The sequence below is a fragment of the Ruania albidiflava DSM 18029 genome, assembly GCF_000421225.1.
In the GTDB taxonomy this organism is placed as follows: Bacteria; Actinomycetota; Actinomycetes; order Actinomycetales; family Beutenbergiaceae; genus Ruania; species Ruania albidiflava.
Genome location: NZ_ATWL01000010.1, coordinates 42611 through 64991 on the forward strand (window position 1 = coordinate 42611; position 22381 = coordinate 64991).

Consider the following 22381-nt stretch of genomic DNA (forward strand, 5'->3'; position numbering starts at 1 on the left):
GCAACCGCCGGTCGGGCGGTCGCCGGCCAGTCTGGGACACCGGACGTGCGCCAGGTCACTGCACTCCTGCGGCACCTCAGGTAATACTTGAAGCATGAAGCATTCGGTGGGTCCCGGACCTGAGCCCGAGGCGCCGCCCAGCTCCCCCTGTGCCCCGTTCCAGGTGGTGGTGATCGGCGCCGGCCAGGCGGGCCTGGCGGCGGCGCGCACGCTGGTGCAGGCGGGACTGCGCCCGGAGGCCGACCTGCTGGTCCTCGATGCCGGGGAAGGTCCGGGCGGCGCGTGGCGCAACCGGTGGGACTCCCTCACCCTGGGCCGCGCGCACGGCATCGCCGACCTGCCCGGGCTGCCGCTGGGCCCGGTGGACCCCGAGCGACCTGCCTCCCAGGTGGTCGCCGACTACTACGGCCGCTACGAGCAGGACCTGGACCTGCGGGTGCACCGGCCCGCTCAGGTGCAGGCGGTGCGCTCCGGGCCGGCCCCGGACCTGCTCACCGTGCACTACGAGACCCAGGGAACGCCGTCGGCCATCACCACTCAGCTGCTGATCAACGCCACCGGCACCTGGTCCCGCCCGTACGTGCCCTACGTGCCCGGGATCGAGACGTTCACCGGCGTCCAGCTGCACACCGTCGGTTTCCGGGCTGCGGAGGACTTCACCGGCCGGCGCACGCTGGTGGTCGGAGGCGGGCTGTCCGCCGTGCAGTTCCTGCTCCAGCTGGCGCCGGTGACCGACACCGTCTGGGCCACCCGCCGCCCGCCGAACTTCACCGACCGCACGTTCGACGCGCGCTGGGGGCTGGACGTGGAGGCCGCCGTCCGCGAGCGCACCAGCGCCGGGCTGGCGCCCGCGAGCGTGGTGCGCACGACCGGGATACCGATGCTGCCGGAGTACGTGGCCGGGGTGGAGTCCGGGGTGCTGGTCAGTCGCGGCATGATCACCCGCATCGGCCCAGGCAGCGTGCACTTCCCCGGGTATGCCCGCCAGGCTCCCGACGGCGCAGGTGGGCTTGGTCCGTCCGCTTCCGGTGCGTTGGCGCTTCCCGCGTCGTGGCAGCCGTTCGCCGAGCCGGTGGAGATGGACGTGGACGTGATCTTCTGGAACACCGGCTTTCGGGCCGCGCTGGACCACCTCGCCCCGCTGCGGCTGCGGGAACGCGGCGGCGGCATCCGGATGCGTTCGGAGGTGGAGGTGGCTGCCGACGAGCGGGTGCTGCTGGTCGGCTACGGCTCCAGCGCCTCCACGATCGGCGCGACCCGGGCCGGGCGGGCAGCGGGCCGGGTGGCGCTGCGGCGGCTCTCGAGCACGCGCACGCAGCAGGGCTGAGCGGCACAGGGCAGCGGCACGTTCCGCGCGCCCGCACACCGGATGTGACGCAGCCCCCTCTGGCAGGCCCACCCGGGTGAGGACATGATGGTGCTGTTCCCAGCAGAAGGAGCCAGTACCGATGCCCGCCACCGAGCCGCCGACCCGACAACCCGACTCCCGGGAGGCAGGGCGCGCCCCCTCCCCCTGGTTGATGCCGATCCTGGCCACGGTCGGGTTCGCGGTGAACTTCTGGGCCTGGTCACTGCTCAGCCCGCTGGGCCCGGTGTTCCGGGACAGCGGCATCATGGGCGAGCTCACCGAGTCGCAGGTGTCGCTGATCGTGGCCGTGCCGGTGCTGGTCGGTTCGCTGGGCCGTATCCCGGTGGGTGCCCTGACCGACGCCTACGGCGGGCGGGTGATGTTCGTGGTCGTGTCCCTGGCCACGATCGTGCCGGTGCTGTTCATCGGGTTCTTCGCCCAGACCAGCTTCGTGGCACTGCTGATCGGCGGGTTCTTCCTCGGCATCGGTGGCACCGCGTTCGCAGTCGGGGTGCCGTTCGTGAACTCCTGGTTCCCACCGGCCAAGCGGGGCCTGGCCGTGGGGATCTTCGGCGCCGGCATGGGTGGCACCGCGATCAGCGCGCTGACCACAGTGAGCCTGTACCAGAACGTGGGCAACCGGGCACCGTTCCTGATCGCGGCGGCGGTGCTGCTGGTCTTCGCCGCGGTGGCCTGGATACTGCTGCGGGACGCCCCGGGCCGGGTGGTGCCGAGCACGTCGATGGTGGCGCGGGTGCGGTCCAACGCGGTACTGCCGATCACCTGGCAGGCGTGCGTGCTGTACGCCGTGTCCTTCGGCGGGTACGTGGCGTTCTCGGTGTACCTGCCCTCCTACCTGAAGACCACCTACGAGCTGGCGCCCGGCGATGCGGCGGCGCGGATGGCCGGGTTCGTGGCCGTGGCGGTGGTGCTGCGCCCGGTGGGCGGCTGGCTGGCGGACAAGCTGGGCGCGATCCGGGTGCTGTCCGTGGTGTTCGTGGTGGTGGCCGTGGGAGCGGCGGTCTCCGCGTTCGAACCGGTGCTCGAGCCTGCGGGTGCGGCAGCGTTCCTGGCGATGGCCGCGACGCTCGGTGCCGGGTCCGGGGCCACGTTCGCGCTGATCGCCAAGGTCACCGACCCGGCCCGGGTGGGCGGGGTGACCGGGCTGGTGGGCGCTGCCGGCGGGCTCGGCGGGTTCGTCCCGCCGCTGATCATGGGGTACGTGTACGGGCGCACCGACTCCTACGCGATCGGGTTGTGGCTGCTCGCGGCGACGGCGGTGCTCACCTTGGTGCTGACCCTCACCGTGGTCCGGCGCACCGCGGAGGCCGCAGATGCTGCCGGTGCACCCGGTGCCGCGGGCGCTTCCGGTGCGTCCGGGGCTACCGTGGCGAAGTGAGGTCGCGACCAGCACGGATCGAGTGGGCGTCGGTGACCATCGGGGCGCCGGCGCCCCGTGAGCTGGCGGCGTTCTACGCCACCCTGCTCGGTGGTGAGGTCACTGCGAGCGAACCGGCGCGCCCCGGGGAGCCGGAGCAGGCCGGGTGGGCGCAGGTGCGCGCTGGCGGGCGGACGCTGAACTTCGAGTACGAGCGGTGCTGGTCGGCCCCGGTGTGGCCGGCCCGGCCCGGCCAGCAGCTGGCCAGCCAGCATCTCGACCTGTACGTGGCGGACCTGGCCGCGGCGAGCGCGTGGGCCTTGGAGTGTGGCGCCCGGCTTGCCGAGGAGCAGCCGCAGGAGGACGTGCGCGTATTCTTCGATCCGGCCGGCCACCCGTTCTGCCTGTTCACCTGAGGGACCTGCGGGCGCCGAGCACCAGTGCCGCCACGGCTGCGGCCACGGCGAGCGCCTCGGCGACCGCGGTGATCACCTTGGCCGAGTACCAGAACGGGTCGTACATGGACGGGATCGGTCCGATCGCCGGGATCGGCAGGTAGGCGTAGGCGAGCACGGCTGCGAGGGCGGAGCCGGCGACCAGTACGGCCAGCACGTAGGTGGCCCGTCGGGCGAGCAGGAGCACGAGCACGGCGGTGACCGCGGCGAGCACGGCCTGCCCACGGAACAGGGCGCCACCGCCGATGCCACCAGGGGCGTCCAGGTCCATCGCACCGGCAAGGCTCCAGTGCACCGCGGCATCGACCGCGAGCCCGGCCACGACAACCATCCGCAGGCCCACCAGCACTGCCCGTCTGCCGGTCCTGGCGACCGGCCGGAGGGCGGGGCCCGGGCCGGGTGCAGCACTCATCAGCTCTGCACCACCAGGGTCGCCGTCATCTGCGGGTGCGGAATGCAGTGGAACGGATACTCGTCCGGCTCCTCGGGTGCGGTGAAGCTGGTTTCCTCCCCCGGGCCTACGGCCACGTCGAAGATGCCGCTCTCGTCGGAGGTGACCGTGTGGCCGACCTCGTCCTCGTTCCGCACCGTCACGCTCGCCCCGGCCGGCACGGACTCCGGGACCTGGTAGCTGAACTCGGAGATGACGATGGTGACATCGCCCTCGTCAGGCCGGTCGGCCTCGTCCGGTCCGGTGGCTCCGCTCTGGTCGCCCGCGGCGGAGCAGGCCGGCAGCAGCAGGGTGAGCAGCACCAGCAGCGCGAGCACAAGACGGCGGCCGGTGCTGCGGGCTGGGGTCTGGATCCTGGTCATACCGGTGGTACGTCCCCGACGGGCGGTACAGATTGCTGACGCGGCCGACCCTCGACGCGCTCACAGCCGCGCGGTCGCCCAGACCTGGCCGTCCTCGGCGACCAGCTGCACCTGGTCCGGTTCCTGCCCACCGGTGTCGATCACCCAGCTGTTCGGCCGCTGGTCGCTGAGCTGCCAGTGGGCGATGTCCCGGGCCGTGCCGTCGGCGCCGACCAGCCGGCAGGTCAGCTCCTCCCCCGCGGCGCCGCCGGTGACCTCGAGCACCAGCACCGGGCCGTCCGCGGAGTAGCTGTGCGTCACCGCGCCCACAGGTCGCCCGTCGGCGGTGAGCAGTGCGGCGTGCCAGGCGGTGGTGCTGCTCGGCTCCGGGGTGGTGCTCGGCGCGGGCGCCGGCTCGCCCTCGGGCCAACCGAGCACCGCCCCGGCACCGAGGACCAGGCCGACCACGAGTATCGCGGCGACCCGGAGCGGCCGCACCCAGCCGCGGGCCGTGGCGCGGTTGCCGGTGCGGCCGGTGCCGGCGTGCCGGGCCCGATCGAGCCGGTCCAGGGCCTGTGCCGTGAAACCCGGCGGTGGTGCGGTTCGTGGGCTGGCCGGCAGCAGCAGCGCGATCGAGTCCGCGTACCCGTCGTAGGCCCGGCGGCACTGCGCACAGACCGTCAGGTGCGCGGCGAGATCCTCGGCCCGGTCGCCATCGAGGTGCCCGAGAGCGAGGGAGATGAGGTCGTCGGCGTCGGGGTGGTCAGTCATGGTCGACCTCCATGTGCTGGCGCAGCTGGCACAGCCCGTCCCGGATCCGGGTCTTCGCCGTGCCCAGCGGGATCCCTTCGCGCTCACCGACCTCGGCCGCCGTGCAGCCGCCGAGCACCGCGAGCACCACCGCCCGGGCCTGTGCCGGCGAGAGCCGGTGCAGGTGGCGGATCGCGCGCTCGGTCTCCACCCGGTGCAGGGCGGTCTGCTCCGGGTCGGGGCCGGTGCGCGCCGTCTCCTCGAGCAGCTGGTCCAGGATGGCGTCCTCGGTGGGGGTCTGCCGCCGCGCGCGGACCGCGTCGATGGCGGCGTTCCGAGTGATGGTGAGCAACCAGGTCAGCACCGACGCCCTGCGGATATCGTAGCTGGTCGCCGCGCCCCAGGCCCGCAGGAACGCCTCCTGGCTGACATCCTCGGCGAGCGCGGCGTCGCGGGTGATGCTCACCGCCATCCCGTACACCGCGCGCTCGAACCGGCGCACGAACGCGGCCGCGACGTCCGGGTCGTCCGTGGCCAGGCCGGCGAGCAGAGCCGCATCGTGCGCCCGGTCCGCGCGGGAGAGGACTGCCATACCCCACAGTACGTCCCGCGGCGGGTGCTGGGATTGCCCGGGCGGCAGACCCGCTCCAGACCGGTCGGCGGGGACCGGCAGGCAATCCCTGCACCGGGCTGCGGGCGTACCACAGATGTCCGGGTGTCGGCCGCCGGCTGGCCGGGACCGGAGAGGAGACTTCCGATGCGACGCCTGCTGCCAGCCCTGCTGCTGGCTGTAGCCGTAGCCCTGAGCGGCTGCGGCGGGAACGAGGAGGAGCCCGCGACCGAACCCACCGGGGAGGCGCCCACGCTGACCGTGGCGAGCTCCGCCGTCGGCGACATCGTGACCGACGCAGCGGGTATGACGCTGTACCTGTTCACCCAGGACTCCCCTGAGATGAGCAGCTGCACCGGCGACTGCCTGGAGGCGTGGCCGCCGCTGACCGGCGAGCCGAGCGCCGGGGACGGCATCGACGTCTCGCTGCTCGGCACGATCGAGCGCGACGACGGCTCCACCCAGGCCACCTACGCCGGCTGGCCGCTGTACTACTTCGCCCAGGACTCCGCCCCCGGTGACCTGACCGGGCAGGGTGTGAACGACGTCTGGTACGTCCTCACCCCCGACGGCGAGCAGGTCACCGATGCGGTACCGGTCGGCACCTCGGGCTACTGAGGCGCCCGCCCACCGGTCACAGCCGGTCCGGCAGCCCGAACTCGGCGAACCTGGACCCGCTGCCGAAGAAGGTGACCAGGTGCGCCACCTGACCCTCGCGCAGCTCCAGGGCGAGGAGCGCGAACGGGCGCAGCACGCCGCTCTCGTCCGGGCGGTACTGGCCGAAGCCCGCTGTGCCGTTGATCGCCGTCGGGACGAGTCGGTCCCCGGCGCAGGCGTCGCTGGCGGTCATCACGGTGGCGATCCGCTCCGCACCGGAGATCCACCAGAGGAACGGTGGCATCGAGGAGGCGGCGTCGATGCGCAGCAGCCGCACCAGCGCGTGCACGTCGTGCCCCTCGAACGCGGCGACGTACGCCTCGAGCAGCTCGCGCTGGTGTGGGTCGCCCTCGTCGCGCACGTCAGCGGGTGCCAGCGGCCGGTTGGCGAGCGTGGCCCGGGCGCGCTGCAGCGCGGAACTGACTGCAGCTTCTGAGGACTGCACGATCTCGGCGGTCTCGCGGGCGGAGAAGGCGAGCACCTCGCGCAGCAGCAGCACGGCCCGCTGCCGCGGTGGGAGCGTCTGCAGGACCGCCAGGAACGCTAGCCGGACAGTCTCCCGGGCAGCCACCTGCTCGGAGGGATCGGTGACCGCGAGCACCCGAGCGTCGGGCATCGGTTCGACGAACGCCTCCGGCGGCAGCGGCGCGCCGAGGTCACCGCCCTGGGCTGCCGGGCCCAGGTCGATGGCCAGCGCCCGGCGTCGGGCGCCCCGGAGCAGGTCCAGGCACACGTTCGTGGCGATCCGGTGCAACCAGGTGCTCAGTGCGGCGCGGTCGGGGTCGAAGCGGTCCGCATACCGCAGCGCCCGCAGGAACGTCTCCTGTACCGCATCCTCGCACTCCGCAGAACCGAGCATTCGGTAGCAGTAGCCGGTGAGCCGGGTCCGGTGCTCCTCCAGTACCGCCATGGTGACTTGCGCGGTGGCGGTCATCGGCCTGCCGCAGTGCCGGTCATGCCCACCCTCCTGGTCGGGACGCTGACACCAGAGTAGAACACGAGTGCGGGCACGAAAATGTCTGGCCGGCGGGTGACTGCGGCCCGATAGGCTCAGCCGAGTCCGGGCGGAAGGACCGCGGGGCGGAAAGGAGATGCGGTGTTCTCCGCCGTGGTCACCGACTACTGGGCGCAGGCCCTGCACGGACGTGTGCTGCTCGAGGAGGGCCGGTTCCGGCTGACGGTCAACCCCGACCTCGCTCCCGAGCGTCAGGTCGGCGTGCTGTCCACTGACGACTTCACCAAGATCTGCCTGCACCCGGACGTGGCGCAGGCCGCTGGGCTGAGCGAGCCGGCCAGCGGGACGAGCGCCGAGGACGTCCTGGACCGCCTACGTGCAGCGAAAGTCGAGCTCAACGGTGCCGACTACCTGCACTACCTGCCGGTCGCGGCCGCCGAGGCGGTGCGGGCCGAAGCCGACGACGCGGGAGTCCGTGAGCTCACCGGCGCCGATGAAGCCCTGTTCACCACGTTCACCTCCGCCTGCTCGGCCGACGACCTGGACGAGGCATTCGTCGAGCTGGACCACTGGCTGGTGTTCGGTGTGGTGGTCGAGGGCGTGCTGGTGGCCGCGGCGAGTGCGTATGTCTGGGACGGCTCCCGGCTGGCGGACGTCGGGGTGATCACCCACCCGGAGCGCCGCGGCCGCGGGCACGCCCGGGCAGTGGTGCGCGCGATCTCCCGCCGGCTGCTGCAGCTGGACTACCAGCCGCAGTACCGCTGCTACCACACCAATGCCGCCTCTGCGGCGGTGGCGCTGTCGGCGGGGATGGCACAGTTCGGGTCCTGGGACATGCCGCCGGAGGACTGAGGCCAGCACCGGGGGCTAGGGTCGGGACATGGCTACTGCGCAGGCACCGACACTGGAGCTGTTCACCGAGGAGGTCGACCGCGTGCTGTGCGTGGTCGCCCACCCCGACGACATGGAGTACGGCGGGTCCGCGGCGGTGGCGGAGTGGACCTCTCGCGGGGTGCAGGTCGGCTACCTGCTGCTCACCGCCGGAGAGGCCGGCATCCGGAACCAGGACCCGGCCGAGGTCGCACGGCTGCGGGCCGACGAGCAACGGCGGGCCTGCGAGCTGGTCGGGGTGAGCGACCTGACCATCCTCGACCTGCCGGACGGGCTGCTGCAGGCCGACGTGGCCACCCGGGAGCAGATCGCCCGGCAGATCCGGCAGTTCCGGCCGGATGCGGTCATGTGCACCACCTGGGAGATGGAACCGGGCTGGGGCCTGAACCATGCCGACCACCGCGCTGCCGGGATCGCCGTGGTGGACGCGATCCGGGACGCAGACAACCCGTGGCTGTTCCGGTCCCAGCTCACCGAGGAACACCTGGATGCCTGGGGCACCCGGTGGTTGCTGGTCAACGGTGCTGCGCCCACGCACGCGATCGAGCTCAGCGAGCAGTCGGTGGAGCGGGGCATCGCTTCGCTCGCGGCGCACGAGGTCTACCTCGCCGCGCTACCGGAGCACCCGGCACCGCGGGAGCTGATCACCGGGATCACCGACGGTGGCGGTGCGGCTGCCGGCGTTCCGCACGCGCTCCCGGTGCGGGTGTTCCCGATGTCATGAGTCGACGGCGGAGGCTCCCGGGTGCTGGTCCCGCACCAGGGCAGCCGGCACCCGGTCCGCCCAGGACGCGGGCAACCAGCGGTCGAGCTGCGCTGTGGTCAGCACAGCCCAGCCGTGGCTGCAGCCAGCCGTCCTTTGCTGATGCTGGCGAAGCCGCTGCCCTGCACGGCGAAGGCCGGCATGCCGAAGTGCGAGCCTTCAGCCACCTCGGGCAGGGCCAGAGCCCGCTCCCGCAGCTCGCTCTTGCTGACCATCAGATGCCCTCCCGCTCTCGGGCCTCGGCCAGGGTATGCCGCCCGGTGACCACGAGCAGGATCTCGTGGGCCGGCAGTGGCACGTTGGCACCGGTACCGATGGCTGCGTCGGCATCGGTGGCGACCAGCCGGCACCCGCTGAGGTCCACGCCGAAGTAGGCGAGGCTGCGCGGGCTGGTCAGCCCGAGCACCCGTGCGACCCGTGCAGCGGGGACCCGTTCCAGCCCGAGCGGCTCGGTGATGTCCAGACCGTGGATCACGTCGTGGCTCAGCCCGCCGACAGCGCCCCCGGCGGAGCGTGGCCACGGGGTACGAAGGTTCTGCTGCACGATCTGCAGCAACCGCTCGTCGTCCATCCGGGCGGTGTCCGCCCGGGCGGCGCGAGCGGCGTACCGGTCATAGCTCAGACCGGCCCGCAGGATGCCAGCGAGCATCCGCAGCGGCGCAGTGTGGAACGGCGCGGTCATGTGCGCCACCACCTCCCGCACCCGCCAGCCGCTGCACAGCGTCTGCTGCGCCCACTGCTGGGGGCACAGCGTGGCGAGCAGGGCGGCCAGCCTGGCCCGCTCGGCGTAGGTCTCCTCGGTGATGCTGGTGGTGTCGGTCATCTGTTCCTCCTCACCAGTAGTACGTCCGGGTGCACCAGAACTCATCGGTCCAGTGTTCGCGAACGCTCTGGTTCGCGCTGTGAATCGGTTCAGCGGCCGCGAACCAGAGCGTTCGCGTAGGGGGGATGGGTGGGTAGCATCATCGGGCAGGAGGTGGGATGGGCGCAGAGGTGGTGCTGCAGCTACCGTTCCGGGGCCGCTGGCTGACCCAGATGAGCCCGGCGCGGCGCGTGCCCAGCCACGGCACCCACCTGATGGGCTCGACCTACGCGATCGACTTCGTCGGCGTGGACCAGGCGCACCGGCTGGCCACGACCACCGACTGGCGTACCTGGCTGGGCACCGAACCGCCGGAGCGGTTCGTCGCCTTCGGCCGGCAGGTGCTGGCGCCGTGCGCCGGTGCGGTGGTGGCCGTGCACGATGGTGAGGACGACCACGAGGCCCGGCGTTCCCCGATCACGCTGCTCGGCTACGCCCTCACCCAGGCCTCCCGGGTGCGCGCGGGCATCCCGGCCATCGCCGGGAACCACGTGGTGATCGCCGACGAGGTCAGCGGCGCGTTCATCACCCTGGTGCACCTGCGCCGCGGCTCGCTGCAGGTACGTCCCGGACAGCAGGTGGTGCCCGGCCAGGTGCTGGCCGAGTGCGGCAACTCGGGCAACTCCACCTCCCCCTGCGTGCACGTGCAGGCCACGGACCGGACCGACTTCGGCTCCGCCGTCGGGCTCCCTCTGGTCTTCCGGGACTTCCGGGTGTGGCAGACGACCACGACGAGCACTGTGCGCACCCGCGGTCTCCCGGCAGAGCGCAGCGTGGTCGAACCGTTGTCCGGTCCGGGCTGAGGGTCGGGCTAGGGGGTGTCCTCCGGGCGCACCACGTGCTGGTAGGCGTCGATGAACTCTGCCAGCAGGTCGGTCAGCTCGGCGGTGCGCGCCGGCCCCATCCGCTCCAGCGCGTCCCCGTAGCTGGCCAGGATCCGGTCGACATCGCTGCGGTAGGCGGCCACGCCCTCGTCGGTGGCCCGCACCTGCCGGGCCGGATGTCCCTCGGCGATCTGCACCAGCTGGGTGCGTGCGGCGCCGTTCACCTGCCGGTTCACCGTGGACTGCTCCAGCGCGAGGTCCTCGGAGATCTCCCGGAACGTGCGGGCTCGCCCGTCGGACAGCAGCCACAGCAACCGCATGTCGGCAGCGTTCAGCTCCGCTCGACGCAGGACCACACGGCGCAACGTGTCCAGCCGTTGCAGCAGGGCCGCTAACGACGCACCCTCACCACCGGGTTCGGCGCGGCTGGCCGGGTCCTGTGACATCGCTCCTCCTGATTGACCTGCTGCCTCTCCTCCATGTACCTTACACACCAGATATGTAAGTTACATACACGATTCTGGAGTCCGATGCCCTCGTTCGCATCCACACGTGTGCCACTGCCCCCTGCCCTGGTCATCGCCGTGCTCTGCTTCGGCAGCCTGTCCGGGGCGTTGATGCAGTCGCTGGTGATCCCGATCCAGTCCGAGCTGCCCGAGTTGCTCGGCACGAACGCCTCGAACACCTCCTGGGTGGTCACCGTGACGCTGCTCGCCGGCGGGATCGCGATGCCGGTCTCCGGTCGGCTGGCGGATATGTACGGCAAGAAGCGGGTGATCCTCGTCTCCGCAGCGATCCTGCTGGTCGGGTCGGTGGTCACCGCCGCCGCCAGCACGCTCGGACCGGTGCTGCTCGGCCGGGCACTGCAGGGGGTGGCGATGGGGTACATCCCGGTGGCGATCTCTCTGGTGCGCGAGGTGGCCCCGCCGCACCTGCGAGCCGGGGCAGTGGCGGCGGTCAGCGCCACTCTCGGGGTCGGCGGTGCGCTCGGGCTGCCGCTGGCGGCATGGATCGCCCAGTACCGCTCCTGGCACGACCTGTTCTGGGTCTCCGCAGGTCTGGCGGCCGTGGTGATCGTGGTCTCCTGGCTGGTGGTGCCGGAGCAGGACGAGCGCTCCCCCGGTCGGCTGGACGTGGTCGGCATGCTCGGGCTGGCGCTGGGGCTGGCCGCCCTGCTGATCGGCATCTCCAAGGGCTCGGCCTGGGGCTGGGGCTCGCTGACCACCTGGGGCTGCATCGCCGGCGGTCTCCTGGTGCTGCTCGTCTGGGGTGGTTACGAGCTCCGGCAGAGCGCCCCGCTGGTGGACCTGCGCACGATGGCCCGCCCGGCGGTGCTGTTCACGAACCTGGCGGCCGTCCTCATCGGTTTCGGCATGATGGCCCAGTCGATCGTGGTACCGCAGCTGTTGGAGGCACCGGCGGCGACCGGGTACGGCCTGGGGCAATCCATCCTCATGGTCGGTGTGTGGATGGCGCCGGCCGGGCTGATGATGCTGGTGATGGCACCGGTCTCCAGCCGGATGATCACCCGGCTCGGTCCCCGGCTGACGATGGCAGCCGGTGCCGTGGTGCTCGCCGCCGGATACGGGGCGGCGCTCGGGTTGATGGCTGCACCGTGGCAGCTGATGGTGGCCACGATCGTCGCCTGCTCCGGAGTGGGTATCGGCTACGCGGCGATGCCGACCCTGGTGATGGACAACGTGCCCCGCAGCGAGTCCGGTTCCAGCGTCGGCGTGAACAGCCTGATGCGCTCGCTGGGCACCACCACTGCCGGTGCGGTGATGGCCGCGCTGCTGACCAGCCAGACCCAGGTGCTCGCTCCCGGGACGCCACCGATCCCCACCGCCACCGCCTTCCAGCTCTGTTTCGCGGTCGGCGCGCTGGCCGCGCTGGTCGGGGCGGGGATCACCCTGCTGGTCCCGCGGGACCGGCCGCAGCGCAGCATCCCGCCGGTCCGCACCGAGCAGGGAGACCGGACGGCGGAGGATTCGTTGGCGGGCTGACCGGGCGCCGCCTCGACCTGCGCCAGGCGCGGATGGGATGCTGGACCGATGACCGACCCGGACGTTCCGACCGAGGCCAGTCCCGCCGTCGGCAGCCTGCACCACCTGGAGCTGTGGGTGCCGGACCTGGACCGGGCCCGGCGGGAGTGGGGCTGGTTGCTGGGCCGGCTGGGTTACCAGCCGTTCCAGGACTGGCCGGAGGGGTGCAGCTGGCGGCGGGGCACCTCCTACCTGGTGGTGGAGGCCTCCCCCGCGATGAGCGGGACCGGCCACGACCGGCTCCGCCCAGGGATGAACCACCTGGCGTTGCACGCCGGCAGCGCTGCGGACGTGGACACCCTGACCGCCGAGGCGCCCGCCCACGGCTGGACGCTGCTGTTCCCCGACCGGCACCCGTTCGCCGGCGGGCCGGAGCACTACGCCGCCTACCTGGCATCCTCGGACGGCTTCGAGGTGGAGCTCGTGGCTACACACGGCTCCGCCGCCACGAGCACTCACTGAGCACCTCGGGCGACGAGCGCTAACGGCTGACCGCCCGGTCGGCGGAGTAGTACATTGCTGCTCGCCCGCGGCCATGGTGCGATCGCTCATATGGATGGATTCGACCCGACGACCAGCTTCGGCCCCGATGTGGCGGCGCGGTACGACAACGCGCTGCGCGGCGACGAGGAGGAGGCGGTGGCGTTCCGGGCCGAGCGTGCCGGCGCCGGACCCGCACTCGAGCTGGCCGTGGGCACCGGGCGGATCGCCTTGCCACTGGCGGCCACCGGCATCCAGGTGGACGGGATCGAGCAGTCCGCCGCGATGGCAGCGGTGCTGGCCGGCAAGCCAGGCGGATCACAGGTCGCCGTGACCATGGGGGGACATGTCTCGCGCCGACGCTCCCGGCGGCCTGTACGAGCTGGTCTACCTGGTCTACAACACCATCGGCAACCTGCTCACGCAGGACGACCAGGTGCACTGCTTCAGCAACGCCGCCCGGCACCTCAGCCCGTCGGGCTCGTTCGTGGTGGAGACCGGTACCGGCTGGGGCTGGTTCTCTGGGCGCACCAGCTACGTCGATGCCGAGCAGGTCTCCGCCCGGGCAGTGGTGCTGGACGTGAACAGGTTCGACCCGGCGAGCCAGATCCTGGAGGAGAACCATGTGCACATCAGCGCCGAGGGCATCCGGATGGACCCGATCGCCCAGCGTGTGGCCCCGCCCGGGGAGCTGGACCTGATGGCGCGGATCGCCGGTCTGCAGCTGACCGAGCGGTACGGCTGGTGGGACGGCCGACCCTTCGAGGCCTCCTGCCCCTCGCACGTGTCCGTCTACCGCCGCCCGACGGCGGAACCCGAGGCGGAGTAGGTCACCCACCCTGCTCCGGGGTGCTCAGGCGGCCCTGGGCGCCGGTGGTTGTGGCAGAGTGCCCTCATGGCGGAGATCCCGGGGCATGCTCTGCCTGCCGCATTCCGGCGGTTCTGGGCCGGTGAGGCCATCTCCGACCTCGGTTCCTGGGTCACGCTGCTCGCTCTGCAGGCCCTGGTGGTGACCAACCTGCAGGCCGGTGCGACCGGCACCGGACTGCTCTCGGCGGCTCGGTGGCTGCCGTATCTGACGTTCGGGCTGGTGCTCGGCGCCCTGGTGGACCGCCGGGCGCGCCGGCCGGTGATGATCAGCACCGACCTGGTCCGGGCCGTGCTGCTCCTGCTCATTCCGCTGTGCTGGTGGGTCGGGGTGCTCTCGCTGCCGTTGCTGCTGGTGATCGTGGTGGTCTTCGCCACGGCGACACTGATCAACGACAGCGCCTCATTCGCGTTCCTGCCCCGGCTGGTGCCACCGACGCAGCTGCAGGCCGCGCACGTGCGCATCGACGGTACCGGGGCGGTGGCGGAGACTGCCGGTCCGGCCGCCGGTGGCGGGCTGCTCGGCCTGGTCGGTGCCCCGGTGGCGGTGCTGGCGAACTCGGTCACGTTCCTGGCCTCGGCGGTGCTGGTGGCGCTGACCAAGGTGGACGAGCCGCCTCGGCCGGACGGTCCGCGGCCGAACCTGCGCGCCGAGATCGCGGCCGGGCTGCGGTGGGTGTACCGGACCGGCAGCCTGCGGCACCTGGCGGTGTGGACACACCTGTGGTTCGCCGCGCAGGCGATGCTCGGGGCGGTGCTGGCGGTCTACCTGCTCAGCACGATGGGGCTGAGCTATCTGTGGTTCGGTCTGGTGACAGCGGCCTCCGGGGTGGGCGGGCTGGGCGGTGCCCTCCTCTCCCTGCCGTTGGGGCTGCGCCTGGGCAGCGGCCGCACGGTGATCGTGGCGCACCTGCTCAGCGCCACCGGGGTGGTGGCCCTGCTGGCCGCGGCGGCGGCCGGGCCGCAGCCGTTGGTGCTCACCCTGCTCTGCCTGGGGCAGGGGCTGCACGGGTTCGCGATCGGGGTGAGCAACTCCCACGAGATGGCCTACCGCCAGCAGATCACACCGGATGAGCTGCAGGCTCGCACGAACACCACGATGCGCTCGATGAACCGGGCCGTGGTGGTGCTGCTGGCTCCGGTAGCCGGTGTGCTGGCCGAGCAGGTGGGGGTGCTGCCGGTGCTCGCCGCGGCAGCCGTGGTGTTCACTGCGGCGGCGCTGGGGTTGTGGTTCAGCCCGTTCCGGCACGCCGACCTGGTGCGCACCGGCTGAGCATGCCCGGCGACTGCCGGCAGGTGCTCTAGGGTCAGCTCATGACGAAGCAGGCGACCTTGGCGCAGATCGCGCAGGAGGCCGGGGTCTCCCTGGCCACGATCTCCAAGGTGCTCAACGGCCGTAGCGACGTCGCCGCCAGCACACGGGAGCGGGTGGAGCACCTGCTCGCCGCGCACCAGTACCGGCGCCGGTCCTCCGGAAAGCACCGGTCGCACCTGATCGAGCTGGTCTTCCACGAGCTGCACAGCGGCTGGTCGATGGAGATCATCCGCGGAGTGCAGCAGGCTGCCAAGGAGAACGGGCTCGGCGTAGTGCTCACCGAGAGCGGCACGCGGCACGCCCCCGGGTCGGACTGGCTGGCAGCGGTGCTGCAGCGCCGCCCGGACGGGGTGGTGCTGGTGTTCTCCGAGATCCCCGCGGCGATGCGGGAGACGCTCGCCGCCCGGTCCATCCCGTTCGTGGTGATCGACCCGGCCGGCGACCCGGATCCGGGTATCCCGGCGATCGGGTCGGCGAACTGGTCCGGCGGCCTGGCAGCCGTTCGGCACCTGATCGAGGCCGGGCACGAGCGGATCGGGGTGATCAGCGGGCCGAAGGACATGATGTGCTCGCACGCACGGGTGGACGGCTACCGTTCTGCGATGGCCGCTGCCGGGCTGCCGGTACGCCAGGAGTGGGTCACCTTCGGTGACTTCCACATCTCCGGTGGTGCCGAGCACGGAGCGCGGCTGTTGGACCTCCCGGAGCGTCCAACCGCCATCTTCGCCGGCAGCGACCTGCAGGCCCTGGGGATCTACGACATCGCCCGGGACCGAGGCCTGCGCATCCCGGAGGACCTCTCCGTGGTGGGCTATGACGACATCCCGCTGGCGCGCTGGGTCAGTCCCCGGCTGACCACCATCCACCAGCCGTTGGTAGAGATGGGTCGGGAGGCGACGCTGCTGGCGCTGCGCCTGGCTGACGGCGCAGCCGAGGCGGGACCGCGGATGGACCTGGCGACCAGCCTGGTGCAGCGTGAGTCCACGGCGCCACCGGCCTGAGGCGTGCGCCGGTCAACGCTGCTGCACCGGCACCAGCCGCACCTGGCTGGGGGTGGGAGTGATGGTGAACGTGGCTGAGGCGGGACCGCACACTACCCGGTAGTCCCCGTGGGCTCCCGTCACCGGCACCCGGCCCTCAGCATCGGTACGCACAGTGGTCGGTGCCAGCCACCACTCCTGGTTGATCAGCCGGTCCAGCGCGGCATAGGCAGGCTTGCGGGAGCCGTCGGCGCGGAGCAGCCCGATCGGTGCACCGAGCCATGCGCCGCGGTCGGAGATGCCCCAGTAGGTGATCGCGGCGACCGCCGGGTGGGCGAACAGCGTGCGGTAGTGCCGCTCGATCTCCTCAGCCTGCCGCTCCTCCCCCTGCGGGGTGGACGGCCAGTGGTCCACCACGTGGTCGTTGAGGTCGACCACGTCGGCCGGCATCAGGTCACCGGAGACCAGGCTGGTCTCGGTGAAGTGCAGCGGCAGACCGAACCGGGCGAACCGGTCGGCCACCTCGAGGAGCTGCGCCTCCCCACGGAAGCCCTGGTGCATGTGCGTCTGCAACCCGATCGCATCCAGGCGCACACCCGCTGCGAGGATCTCGCTGATCAGCTGCTCGTACCGTTCGGACAGGTCGAAGTCGTTGATCAGCAGCCGGGCAGCCGGGTTTGCCTCCCGCGCCGAGCCGAAAGCGAGCCGGACCATACCGACCCGGCCGACCTCTCGGGCGAGACGGGAGATGGCGTTCGGGACGCCGTCGGGCTCGTTGCAGAACTCGGGCATGATCACCACCTCGTTGATGGCGTCCCAGGTGTCCACGAGCCCGGCGAAGTCGTGCGTCTCACGGCGCACCCGGGCCCGCAGCACCGCCTCCACCTCACTGGTGGGCAGCGGATCCAGCCACGGCGCCTTGACCGTGTGCCAGACCAGCGGATGGCCCTTCAACCGCACCCCATGGTCGGTGAACCACTGGGCCGCAGCGGTGAGCCGGGCGGTGTGCGGGCGTCCCCGCTCCGGTTCGAACCGGCCCCAGTAGAACGGCAGCGTGGCGGTGTTGAACAGCTTCAGCCAGTCCGCGGCGAGCTGCTCCTGGTGCCGCTCGCCGGTGGCGTGCTCTATCAGGTCGAAGCCGATGTTGCCGAGCTCGAACGCGTGCCGGGTCTGCTCGATGACGACGTCCTGGTCGGCCAGGACCTCGCCGGTGGGGCTGGTGAGGGTGAGCTGGGCGGTCCCGGTACGGGCGCTGGGCAGGTTGGTCATCCCTTCACCGCCCCGGTGAGGCCACCCACGATACGACGCTGGGCGAAGGTGAAGAACAGCAGCGCCGGCACCATCGCCAGGGAGGTGAAGGCGAGCACGCCGGCGGTGTCCTGGGAGTAGGCGGTGGAGAAGTACTGCACCCCTACCGGCAGGGTGGCCGTGGCGGGGTTGCCGAGCATGAGCAGCGGCAGCAGGTAGGCGTTCCAGCTGGTGACGAAGGCGATCACCCCGACGGTCACCAACCCGGGGCCGGACAGCGGCAGCAGGATGCGGCGGAAGAAGCCGAACCGGCTCGCCCCGTCGATCGATGCCGCGTCCTCCAGCTCGGCAGGCACCGAACGCAGGAAGGGCACCAGGATGATGATCGTCATCGACATCTGGAACGCGACCTGCGGGACGATCACCGCAAGCAGGTTGCCGAGCAGCCCGAGGGTGCGCAGCATCGTGAACAGTGGCAGCACGGCGACGGTCAGCGGGAACATCAGTCCTGCGGTGAACAGCGTGAACAGGGCGGACCGGCCACGAAAGTCGTACCGGGCGATCACGAACGCCGCCATCACCCCGAGCACGACCACTCCGGCAGTGGTGGCCACGGCGACGATGGTGGAGTTCAGGAACTGGGTCCAGAACATCTCGTTGCCGAGCACCCCGGCGTAGTTGTCCCACACCCACGGGGTGGGCCAACCGCTGGGGTCGCGGTTGATCTGCGCGGTGGAGCGGAAACCGTTCAGCACCACGTAGACCACGGGTGCGACGGTCACGGCGACCACCACGAGGGCCACCAGGTAGACGAAGGGTTGGGCCCAGTCGAACCGGGTCTTGCCGGTCGCGGGAACAGTGGCACTGGCCATGTCAGCCTCCCCGGGTGACGGCGCCGGCCATGTCGCGGCGCAGGACGGCGCGCTGGTAGATCAGCGCGATGACCAACGAGACGAAGAACAGGATGACGGCCACTGCGCTGCCGAAGCCGATCTGGCTGCGCCCGTTGCCGATGTCCACCATGTAGGTGGCCATGGTCTGGGTGGCGTTCAGCGGTCCGCCACCGGTGAGGATCCAGACCATGTCGAAAAGCTGCAGCGAGCCGATGATGGACAGGAACGCCCAGATCCGCACTGTCGGGCCGAGCAGCGGGATGGTGATGCGCAGCTGCGTCTGCCACCAGCTGGCCCCGTCCAGGGCGGCGGCCTCGTGCAGCTCCTCGGGGATGCCTTGTAGCCCGGCGAGCATGAGGATGATCGCCAGACCCAGGTACTTCCAGGTGAGCACCGCGAACAGCGTCCAGAACGCCACGTCCGGGTCCGCCAGCCACTGCGGCTTCGTCCCGGTCCAGCCGAGCGAGGTGAGGAAGGTGTCGAACGGCCCACCGGGCGGCAGCATCAGCCGGAACGCCAGACCGGCGACCACCTCACTGAGCACGTAGGGCACGAAGATCAACGTGCGGATCAGCGTGCGCCCGCGAAGGCGGCGGTTCAGCAGCAGGGCGATGCCGATCGCCAGCGGCCCCTGGATCACCAGGGACAGCACCACGATGGTGATGTTGTTGCGCAGTGCGCCGAGGAACACCGGGTCGGAGAACGCGCGCACATAGTTGTCCAGACCGATGAACCGATCCAGCGGGCCCAGTCCGTTCCAGTTGAAGAAGCTGAACACGGCGGCCAGGACGACCGGCAGGATTACGAAACCGATGTAGACGACCAGGGCCGGTGCTGCGAAACCCCAGACCAAGGCGGTGTCCCGCAGCGGACGCCGGCGCCGGCGGGGCGGGGCGGCCGGGGCCGGGCGCGCCACCTGGACGCGCCCGGCCGTCACTTCTGGTGCAGCCACGGATCAGAGCGTGGCTGCTGCGCCGGACATCGCGTCCACGATGTCCTGCGGAGAGCCCTGGTCGCCGAACATCTGCACGATCGCGTCGTTGAGCGCCCCGCCCACGGTCGGGCCGTAGGCGGTGTCAAACCAGAGCTGTACGTAGCTGGCGTCACGCAGGCCGCCGAGCACCAGCTGCAGGTTCTCGTCCTCGACACCAGGCTCAGAACCCGGCGTGACCGGCACGCCTGCGCCGCTCTCGCCGAACCGGGTCTGCACGTCCACGCTGGAGATGTAGGCCAGCAGCTCGGCGCACTCCGGCGGCGCCCAGGCGGAGCAGGAGAAGCCGTCGCCGCCGCCGAGTGCCGCGGTCGGGTCACCGGCAGCCCCGTCGATGGCCGGGAAGTTGAACCAGCCGAGGAACTCCGGCGGGGTCGCGTCCTCGTCGCCGGTCTCCTCCTGGAGGATGCCGCCCATCACGCCCGGGTTCCAGTGGCCCATCAGCTCCATCGCTGCCTCACCGGTGGCCAGCATTCCGGCGGAGCTACCGGCTCCCTGTTGGGCGCTGGTAGCCAGGAACCCTTCCTGGAAGGGGTCGGAGTCGATGAACTCCGCGAGCAGCTCACCCGCTTCGACGAAGCACGGGTCGTCCCAGGTGAGCTCGGCCTGCGCGGCCTGCAACACCTCCGGGGAACAGGACTTCAGGGCGAAGTTGTACCAGTAGTGCGCTGCCGGCCAGCCGTCTCCTGCGCCCACGGCGATCGGCGTGATGTCCGCGGCCTTGAGCTTGTCGATGGCCTCGTACAGCTCGTCCAGGGTGCTCGGCGGCTCGTCGATCCCTGCCTCGGCAAACAGCTCCGTGTTGTACCAGAAGCCTTCGATGCCGAAGTTGTACGGCAACCCATAGGTGCTCTCCTCGTACTGCCAGGGCGCCACCACACCACCGAGCGCCTCGACCTCCTCGGCCAGCTGGTCGGAGACGTCCATGACGTAACCCGCCTGCACCTGCGCGGCCAGCTCACCAGCACCCCACTGCTGGTAGAGGTCCAGACCGCTGCCGGTGCGCAGCTGGTTCGGGATCAGGGTGCGCTGCAGCTCTTCGTTCTGATACCCGGTCACCTCTATGGTGACGCCTGGATGGTCCTCCTCGAACTCGGCTGCCACGTCCTCCCAGAAGCCGCTCAACGGCTCACCGGTGGCGTTGTGCCACCACACGATAGTGACGTCACCGTCCTCGCCGCCCTCACCGGAGCCGCCGCTGCAGCCAGCGACCGCACCCAGCGCGAGTGCCGAGGTGGCTGCGACTGCAGCCCACCTCATCTTGCTGTTCATCGAACTCTCCTCCTCGAAAGTTTCGACTTCGACGTCGAAAGTCTTACGGACGGCCTCAGCGTAGGCAACGACTGTTCGGGTGTCAACAGCAGAATATTCGCGGACAGACTGTTCGCGGGGCTGACGACACTTAGCGGTGGGCTGGATATTGTCCGGCCGAGCAGCGCGGAGAAATGCATCGGAGGGTATGTCGAGAGTTTCGCGGTCGCGCCCGGGGCGTGCGCGGGCACCCCTGAGCCGTGGGGGACGGCGGGCACTGTGGGCGCTCCCGCGGCCACCGCTCGAGCCTCGGGAGCGCCCGCGCTCACTGCGCCCAGGGCGGATCGATCCGCTCCCCCGCCTCGGTGATGGCGTGCAGTCCGACGGAGGTGGTCACCCAGGCGGTCGCACCGCGCTCTCCGCCGTCGATGCGCACCTGCGCACCGGCCGGGACATGCAGCACCTCCCCGGGCCGGAGCGCGAACGCGGCGCCGTCCAGCTCGCCGCACAGCACGCCCTCGAGGACCAGGAGCACCTCCTCGTTGCTGGGACGGTGCGGCAGCCCGGGGAGCGCCGGGCGGACCTCGAGCCGCCAGGCGCACAGCTGCTCCGCCCCGGTGGACGGGGCCACGTACGTGTCGAACGTGCTGCCACCGAGCTGGTGACGGGCCGCCTCGGTGGGGTGGATCGTGGGCATGATGGTCCTCCATGTAGTCAGGTTGGTTGACTATATGGTCAGGCTACTTGTCCACCTCTGTCAAACTAGGCTCATGGACCAGGACTGGACGACCGCGGTGGCGACTCTCCGGGTGGCGGGCCAGCTGGTGCAGGGCATCCAGCGCGGGATGCGCGCGCGGGGGTTCGCCGACCTGCGACCGGCGCACGGGTTCGCGTTCGTGCGGCTGAGCCACGGACCAGCGACCACGGTGCAGCTGGCCGAGCACCTCGGCGTGACCAAGCAGGCGGCCAGCGAGATGGTCCGTCACCTGACCGAGGGCGGCTACCTGCGCCGCCGACCCGACCCCTCCGACCGGCGGCAGGTGCTGCTCGAGCTCACCGCCGCGGGCCGCACCGCGACCGATGCGGCCGCTGCGGCGGCCGCCGAGACCGTGGCCGCCTGGCGCACCAAGCTGCCGGCGGACCAGCTCGACCAGCTGTCCGCAGCGCTGCACGCACTCGCCGAACCGGGCCCGCTCCGCCCGGTCTGGTAGCCAAGCCAGTATCCGCCAGCCAGCCCCACCAGTCCGTCAACCTATGTTGACACACGCACAATGCGTCAACTATGGTTGACCGCATGATCGACGACCCCGCCACTGCGGCGACCAGCGAGGACCCCGTCACCGGGCTGCGGGCCGTGCGCTCCCTTCGCGAGCTCGCCGACCGGCTGGAGACCCTCCAGGTCGCCCGGGCCCGGCAGCTGGGCCTGTCCTGGCAGGAGATCGCGGACGCACTGGGCGTCACCCGGCAGGCAGTACACAAGAAGCACCGGAAGGAGCTGTGATGTTCGAGAGGTTCACCCGCGAGGCGCGGGCCGCTGTGGTCGGCGCCCAGGAGGAGGCCCGCACCCGCGGCGCCCGGCAGATCGAGACCACCCACCTGCTCGCCGCGCTGCTGCGCAGCAGCGCGACCGCGGGCGCGGTCACCGCAGCGGGCGGGGACGTCCAGGCGCTCGTCCGTACCCCCGACCACGGCGACCTGGACGCGGAGGCGCTCTCCGCCGTCGGCGTGGATCTGGACGCGGTGACCGCCCAGGCGGAGAAGACCCTCGGGCCCGGCGCACTGGCCCGCTCGGCCCGCTCCCCCAAGCACCTGCCGTTCGCCCGGGAGGCGAAGAAGGCCCTGGAGCTGGCCCTGCGGGAGGCGATCCGGTTGCAGGACCGGAGCATCGAGAGCCGCCACCTGTTGCTGGCCGTGCTCCGCGCGGAGTGCTCGGCGCGGGAGCTGCTGGTTCGCCACGGCACGGACCTGACCGCGCTGCGCTCCACCCTGGAGACCCCACAGCCCCGGTCCGCCTGACCACCACCCCTGA

28 protein-coding genes are annotated in these 22381 nt (G+C 71.4%); 15 read left to right on the forward strand and 13 right to left on the reverse strand.

What is annotated here, in order from left to right:
* The first annotated feature begins 94 nt into the window (after positions 1-94).
* The 3 genes from K338_RS0112305 (at position 95) to K338_RS0112315 (ending at position 3142) form a co-directional block, all read left to right on the forward strand.
* A complete protein-coding gene (locus tag K338_RS0112305) occupies positions 95-1327 on the forward strand; it encodes an NAD(P)-binding domain-containing protein (RefSeq protein ID WP_084481111.1) in 1233 nt (410 codons plus the stop codon).
* Positions 1328-1448: 121 nt separating this feature from the next.
* Positions 1449-2747 carry an MFS transporter gene (locus tag K338_RS22415; RefSeq protein ID WP_022918473.1) on the forward strand — a complete coding sequence of 433 codons (1299 nt, stop codon included), beginning with the start codon at positions 1449-1451 and terminating at the stop codon, positions 2745-2747.
* Positions 2744-3142 (forward strand): VOC family protein, encoded by a 399-nt coding sequence (locus K338_RS0112315; RefSeq protein ID WP_022918474.1) that lies wholly within the window; start codon positions 2744-2746, stop codon positions 3140-3142. Before K338_RS22415 ends, K338_RS0112315 begins: the two co-directional genes overlap by 4 nt.
* On the opposite strand, the gene K338_RS0112320 is transcribed toward K338_RS0112315, so the two are convergent.
* Genes K338_RS0112320 through K338_RS0112335 form a run of 4 tightly spaced genes read right to left on the reverse strand, consistent with a single transcriptional unit; the run spans position 3135 to position 5315 of the window.
* Positions 3135-3593, reverse strand: a complete 459-nt coding sequence (locus tag K338_RS0112320; protein WP_027286780.1) for a hypothetical protein — start codon at positions 3591-3593, stop codon at positions 3135-3137. The two genes, K338_RS0112315 and K338_RS0112320, sit on opposite strands and share 8 nt — an antisense overlap.
* Positions 3593-3994 (reverse strand): cupredoxin domain-containing protein, encoded by a 402-nt coding sequence (locus K338_RS22420; RefSeq protein ID WP_084481114.1) that lies wholly within the window; start codon positions 3992-3994, stop codon positions 3593-3595. Before K338_RS22420 ends, K338_RS0112320 begins: the two co-directional genes overlap by 1 nt.
* 60 nt (positions 3995-4054) lie before the next feature.
* Entirely contained in the window at positions 4055-4744 is a 690-nt protein-coding gene (locus tag K338_RS0112330) for a hypothetical protein (protein WP_022918477.1), read from the reverse strand.
* Positions 4737-5315, reverse strand: a complete 579-nt coding sequence (locus K338_RS0112335; RefSeq protein WP_022918478.1) for an RNA polymerase sigma factor — start codon at positions 5313-5315, stop codon at positions 4737-4739. Before K338_RS0112335 ends, K338_RS0112330 begins: the two co-directional genes overlap by 8 nt.
* A gap of 165 nt (positions 5316-5480) precedes the next feature.
* On the opposite strand from K338_RS0112335, the gene K338_RS0112340 reads away from it, so the two are divergent.
* Positions 5481-5951: a COG4315 family predicted lipoprotein gene (locus tag K338_RS0112340; RefSeq protein ID WP_027286781.1), complete on the forward strand. Its 471-nt coding sequence runs from the start codon at positions 5481-5483 to the stop codon at positions 5949-5951.
* A gap of 16 nt (positions 5952-5967) precedes the next feature.
* On the opposite strand, the gene K338_RS0112345 is transcribed toward K338_RS0112340, so the two are convergent.
* A complete protein-coding gene (locus tag K338_RS0112345) occupies positions 5968-6924 on the reverse strand; it encodes an RNA polymerase subunit sigma-70 (protein ID WP_022918479.1) in 957 nt (318 codons plus the stop codon).
* 162 nt (positions 6925-7086) lie between these two features.
* Here K338_RS0112345 and K338_RS0112350 point away from each other — a divergent pair, with 162 nt between their 5' ends.
* A complete protein-coding gene (locus K338_RS0112350; RefSeq protein ID WP_022918480.1) occupies positions 7087-7797 on the forward strand; it encodes a GNAT family N-acetyltransferase in 711 nt (236 codons plus the stop codon).
* A gap of 28 nt (positions 7798-7825) precedes the next feature.
* Positions 7826-8560, forward strand: a complete 735-nt coding sequence (locus K338_RS0112355; RefSeq protein ID WP_022918481.1) for a PIG-L deacetylase family protein — start codon at positions 7826-7828, stop codon at positions 8558-8560.
* 98 nt (positions 8561-8658) lie between these two features.
* On the opposite strand, the gene K338_RS25590 is transcribed toward K338_RS0112355, so the two are convergent.
* Both K338_RS25590 and K338_RS0112370 read right to left on the reverse strand, forming a co-directional pair.
* Positions 8659-8814, reverse strand: coding sequence for a hypothetical protein (locus K338_RS25590; RefSeq protein ID WP_022918483.1), 156 nt, complete (start codon positions 8812-8814; stop codon positions 8659-8661).
* The gene (locus tag K338_RS0112370) at positions 8814-9422 is read right to left on the reverse strand and encodes a maleylpyruvate isomerase family mycothiol-dependent enzyme (protein WP_022918484.1); all 609 of its coding nucleotides are present in this window, start codon (positions 9420-9422) and stop codon (positions 8814-8816) included. The genes K338_RS25590 and K338_RS0112370 overlap by 1 nt, the downstream gene beginning before the upstream one ends.
* 158 nt (positions 9423-9580) lie before the next feature.
* Here K338_RS0112370 and K338_RS0112375 point away from each other — a divergent pair, with 158 nt between their 5' ends.
* The gene (locus K338_RS0112375; protein ID WP_022918485.1) at positions 9581-10264 is read left to right on the forward strand and encodes a M23 family metallopeptidase; all 684 of its coding nucleotides are present in this window, start codon (positions 9581-9583) and stop codon (positions 10262-10264) included.
* An 8-nt stretch (positions 10265-10272) separates the two neighbouring features.
* Here the strand turns inward: K338_RS0112375 and K338_RS22425 are convergent, their stop codons facing one another.
* Positions 10273-10731 (reverse strand): MarR family winged helix-turn-helix transcriptional regulator, encoded by a 459-nt coding sequence (locus K338_RS22425; RefSeq protein ID WP_022918486.1) that lies wholly within the window; start codon positions 10729-10731, stop codon positions 10273-10275.
* 108 nt (positions 10732-10839) lie between these two features.
* Between K338_RS22425 and K338_RS22430 the strand changes: the two genes are divergently transcribed.
* From K338_RS22430 to K338_RS0112405, 5 genes are all read left to right on the forward strand, one after another.
* Positions 10840-12288, forward strand: coding sequence for an MFS transporter (locus K338_RS22430; RefSeq protein WP_211218228.1), 1449 nt, complete (start codon positions 10840-10842; stop codon positions 12286-12288).
* Between the two features lie 48 nt (positions 12289-12336).
* The gene (locus K338_RS0112390) at positions 12337-12789 is read left to right on the forward strand and encodes a VOC family protein (RefSeq protein ID WP_022918488.1); all 453 of its coding nucleotides are present in this window, start codon (positions 12337-12339) and stop codon (positions 12787-12789) included.
* Between the two features lie 364 nt (positions 12790-13153).
* Positions 13154-13636, forward strand: a complete 483-nt coding sequence (locus tag K338_RS26005) for a hypothetical protein (RefSeq protein ID WP_211218229.1) — start codon at positions 13154-13156, stop codon at positions 13634-13636.
* Between the two features lie 66 nt (positions 13637-13702).
* Positions 13703-14947, forward strand: a complete 1245-nt coding sequence (locus K338_RS0112400; RefSeq protein ID WP_022918489.1) for an MFS transporter — start codon at positions 13703-13705, stop codon at positions 14945-14947.
* Positions 14948-14988: 41 nt separating this feature from the next.
* Positions 14989-15990, forward strand: coding sequence for a LacI family DNA-binding transcriptional regulator (locus K338_RS0112405; protein WP_022918490.1), 1002 nt, complete (start codon positions 14989-14991; stop codon positions 15988-15990).
* A gap of 12 nt (positions 15991-16002) precedes the next feature.
* Here the strand turns inward: K338_RS0112405 and K338_RS0112410 are convergent, their stop codons facing one another.
* The 5 genes from K338_RS0112410 to K338_RS0112430 form a co-directional block, all read right to left on the reverse strand.
* Entirely contained in the window at positions 16003-17238 is a 1236-nt protein-coding gene (locus K338_RS0112410; protein WP_022918491.1) for an endo-1,4-beta-xylanase, read from the reverse strand.
* The gene (locus K338_RS0112415) at positions 17235-18089 is read right to left on the reverse strand and encodes a carbohydrate ABC transporter permease (RefSeq protein ID WP_022918492.1); all 855 of its coding nucleotides are present in this window, start codon (positions 18087-18089) and stop codon (positions 17235-17237) included. Before K338_RS0112415 ends, K338_RS0112410 begins: the two co-directional genes overlap by 4 nt.
* Position 18090: 1 nt before the next feature.
* The gene (locus K338_RS22440) at positions 18091-19062 is read right to left on the reverse strand and encodes a carbohydrate ABC transporter permease (RefSeq protein WP_051154806.1); all 972 of its coding nucleotides are present in this window, start codon (positions 19060-19062) and stop codon (positions 18091-18093) included.
* Between the two features lie 3 nt (positions 19063-19065).
* On the reverse strand, positions 19066-20373 hold the full coding sequence (locus K338_RS0112425) for an ABC transporter substrate-binding protein (RefSeq protein ID WP_022918494.1): 1308 nt from the start codon (positions 20371-20373) through the stop codon (positions 19066-19068).
* A gap of 304 nt (positions 20374-20677) precedes the next feature.
* Positions 20678-21049: a cupin domain-containing protein gene (locus K338_RS0112430; protein WP_022918495.1), complete on the reverse strand. Its 372-nt coding sequence runs from the start codon at positions 21047-21049 to the stop codon at positions 20678-20680.
* Positions 21050-21122: 73 nt separating this feature from the next.
* On the opposite strand from K338_RS0112430, the gene K338_RS0112435 reads away from it, so the two are divergent.
* From K338_RS0112435 to K338_RS0112445, 3 genes are all read left to right on the forward strand, one after another.
* Complete coding sequence (locus tag K338_RS0112435; RefSeq protein ID WP_022918496.1) at positions 21123-21563, forward strand: MarR family transcriptional regulator; 441 nt, start codon at positions 21123-21125, stop codon at positions 21561-21563.
* A gap of 83 nt (positions 21564-21646) precedes the next feature.
* A complete protein-coding gene (locus K338_RS0112440) occupies positions 21647-21853 on the forward strand; it encodes a helix-turn-helix domain-containing protein (protein WP_022918497.1) in 207 nt (68 codons plus the stop codon).
* On the forward strand, positions 21853-22368 hold the full coding sequence (locus K338_RS0112445; protein ID WP_022918498.1) for a Clp protease N-terminal domain-containing protein: 516 nt from the start codon (positions 21853-21855) through the stop codon (positions 22366-22368). Before K338_RS0112440 ends, K338_RS0112445 begins: the two co-directional genes overlap by 1 nt.
* Positions 22369-22381: the final 13 nt, after the last annotated feature.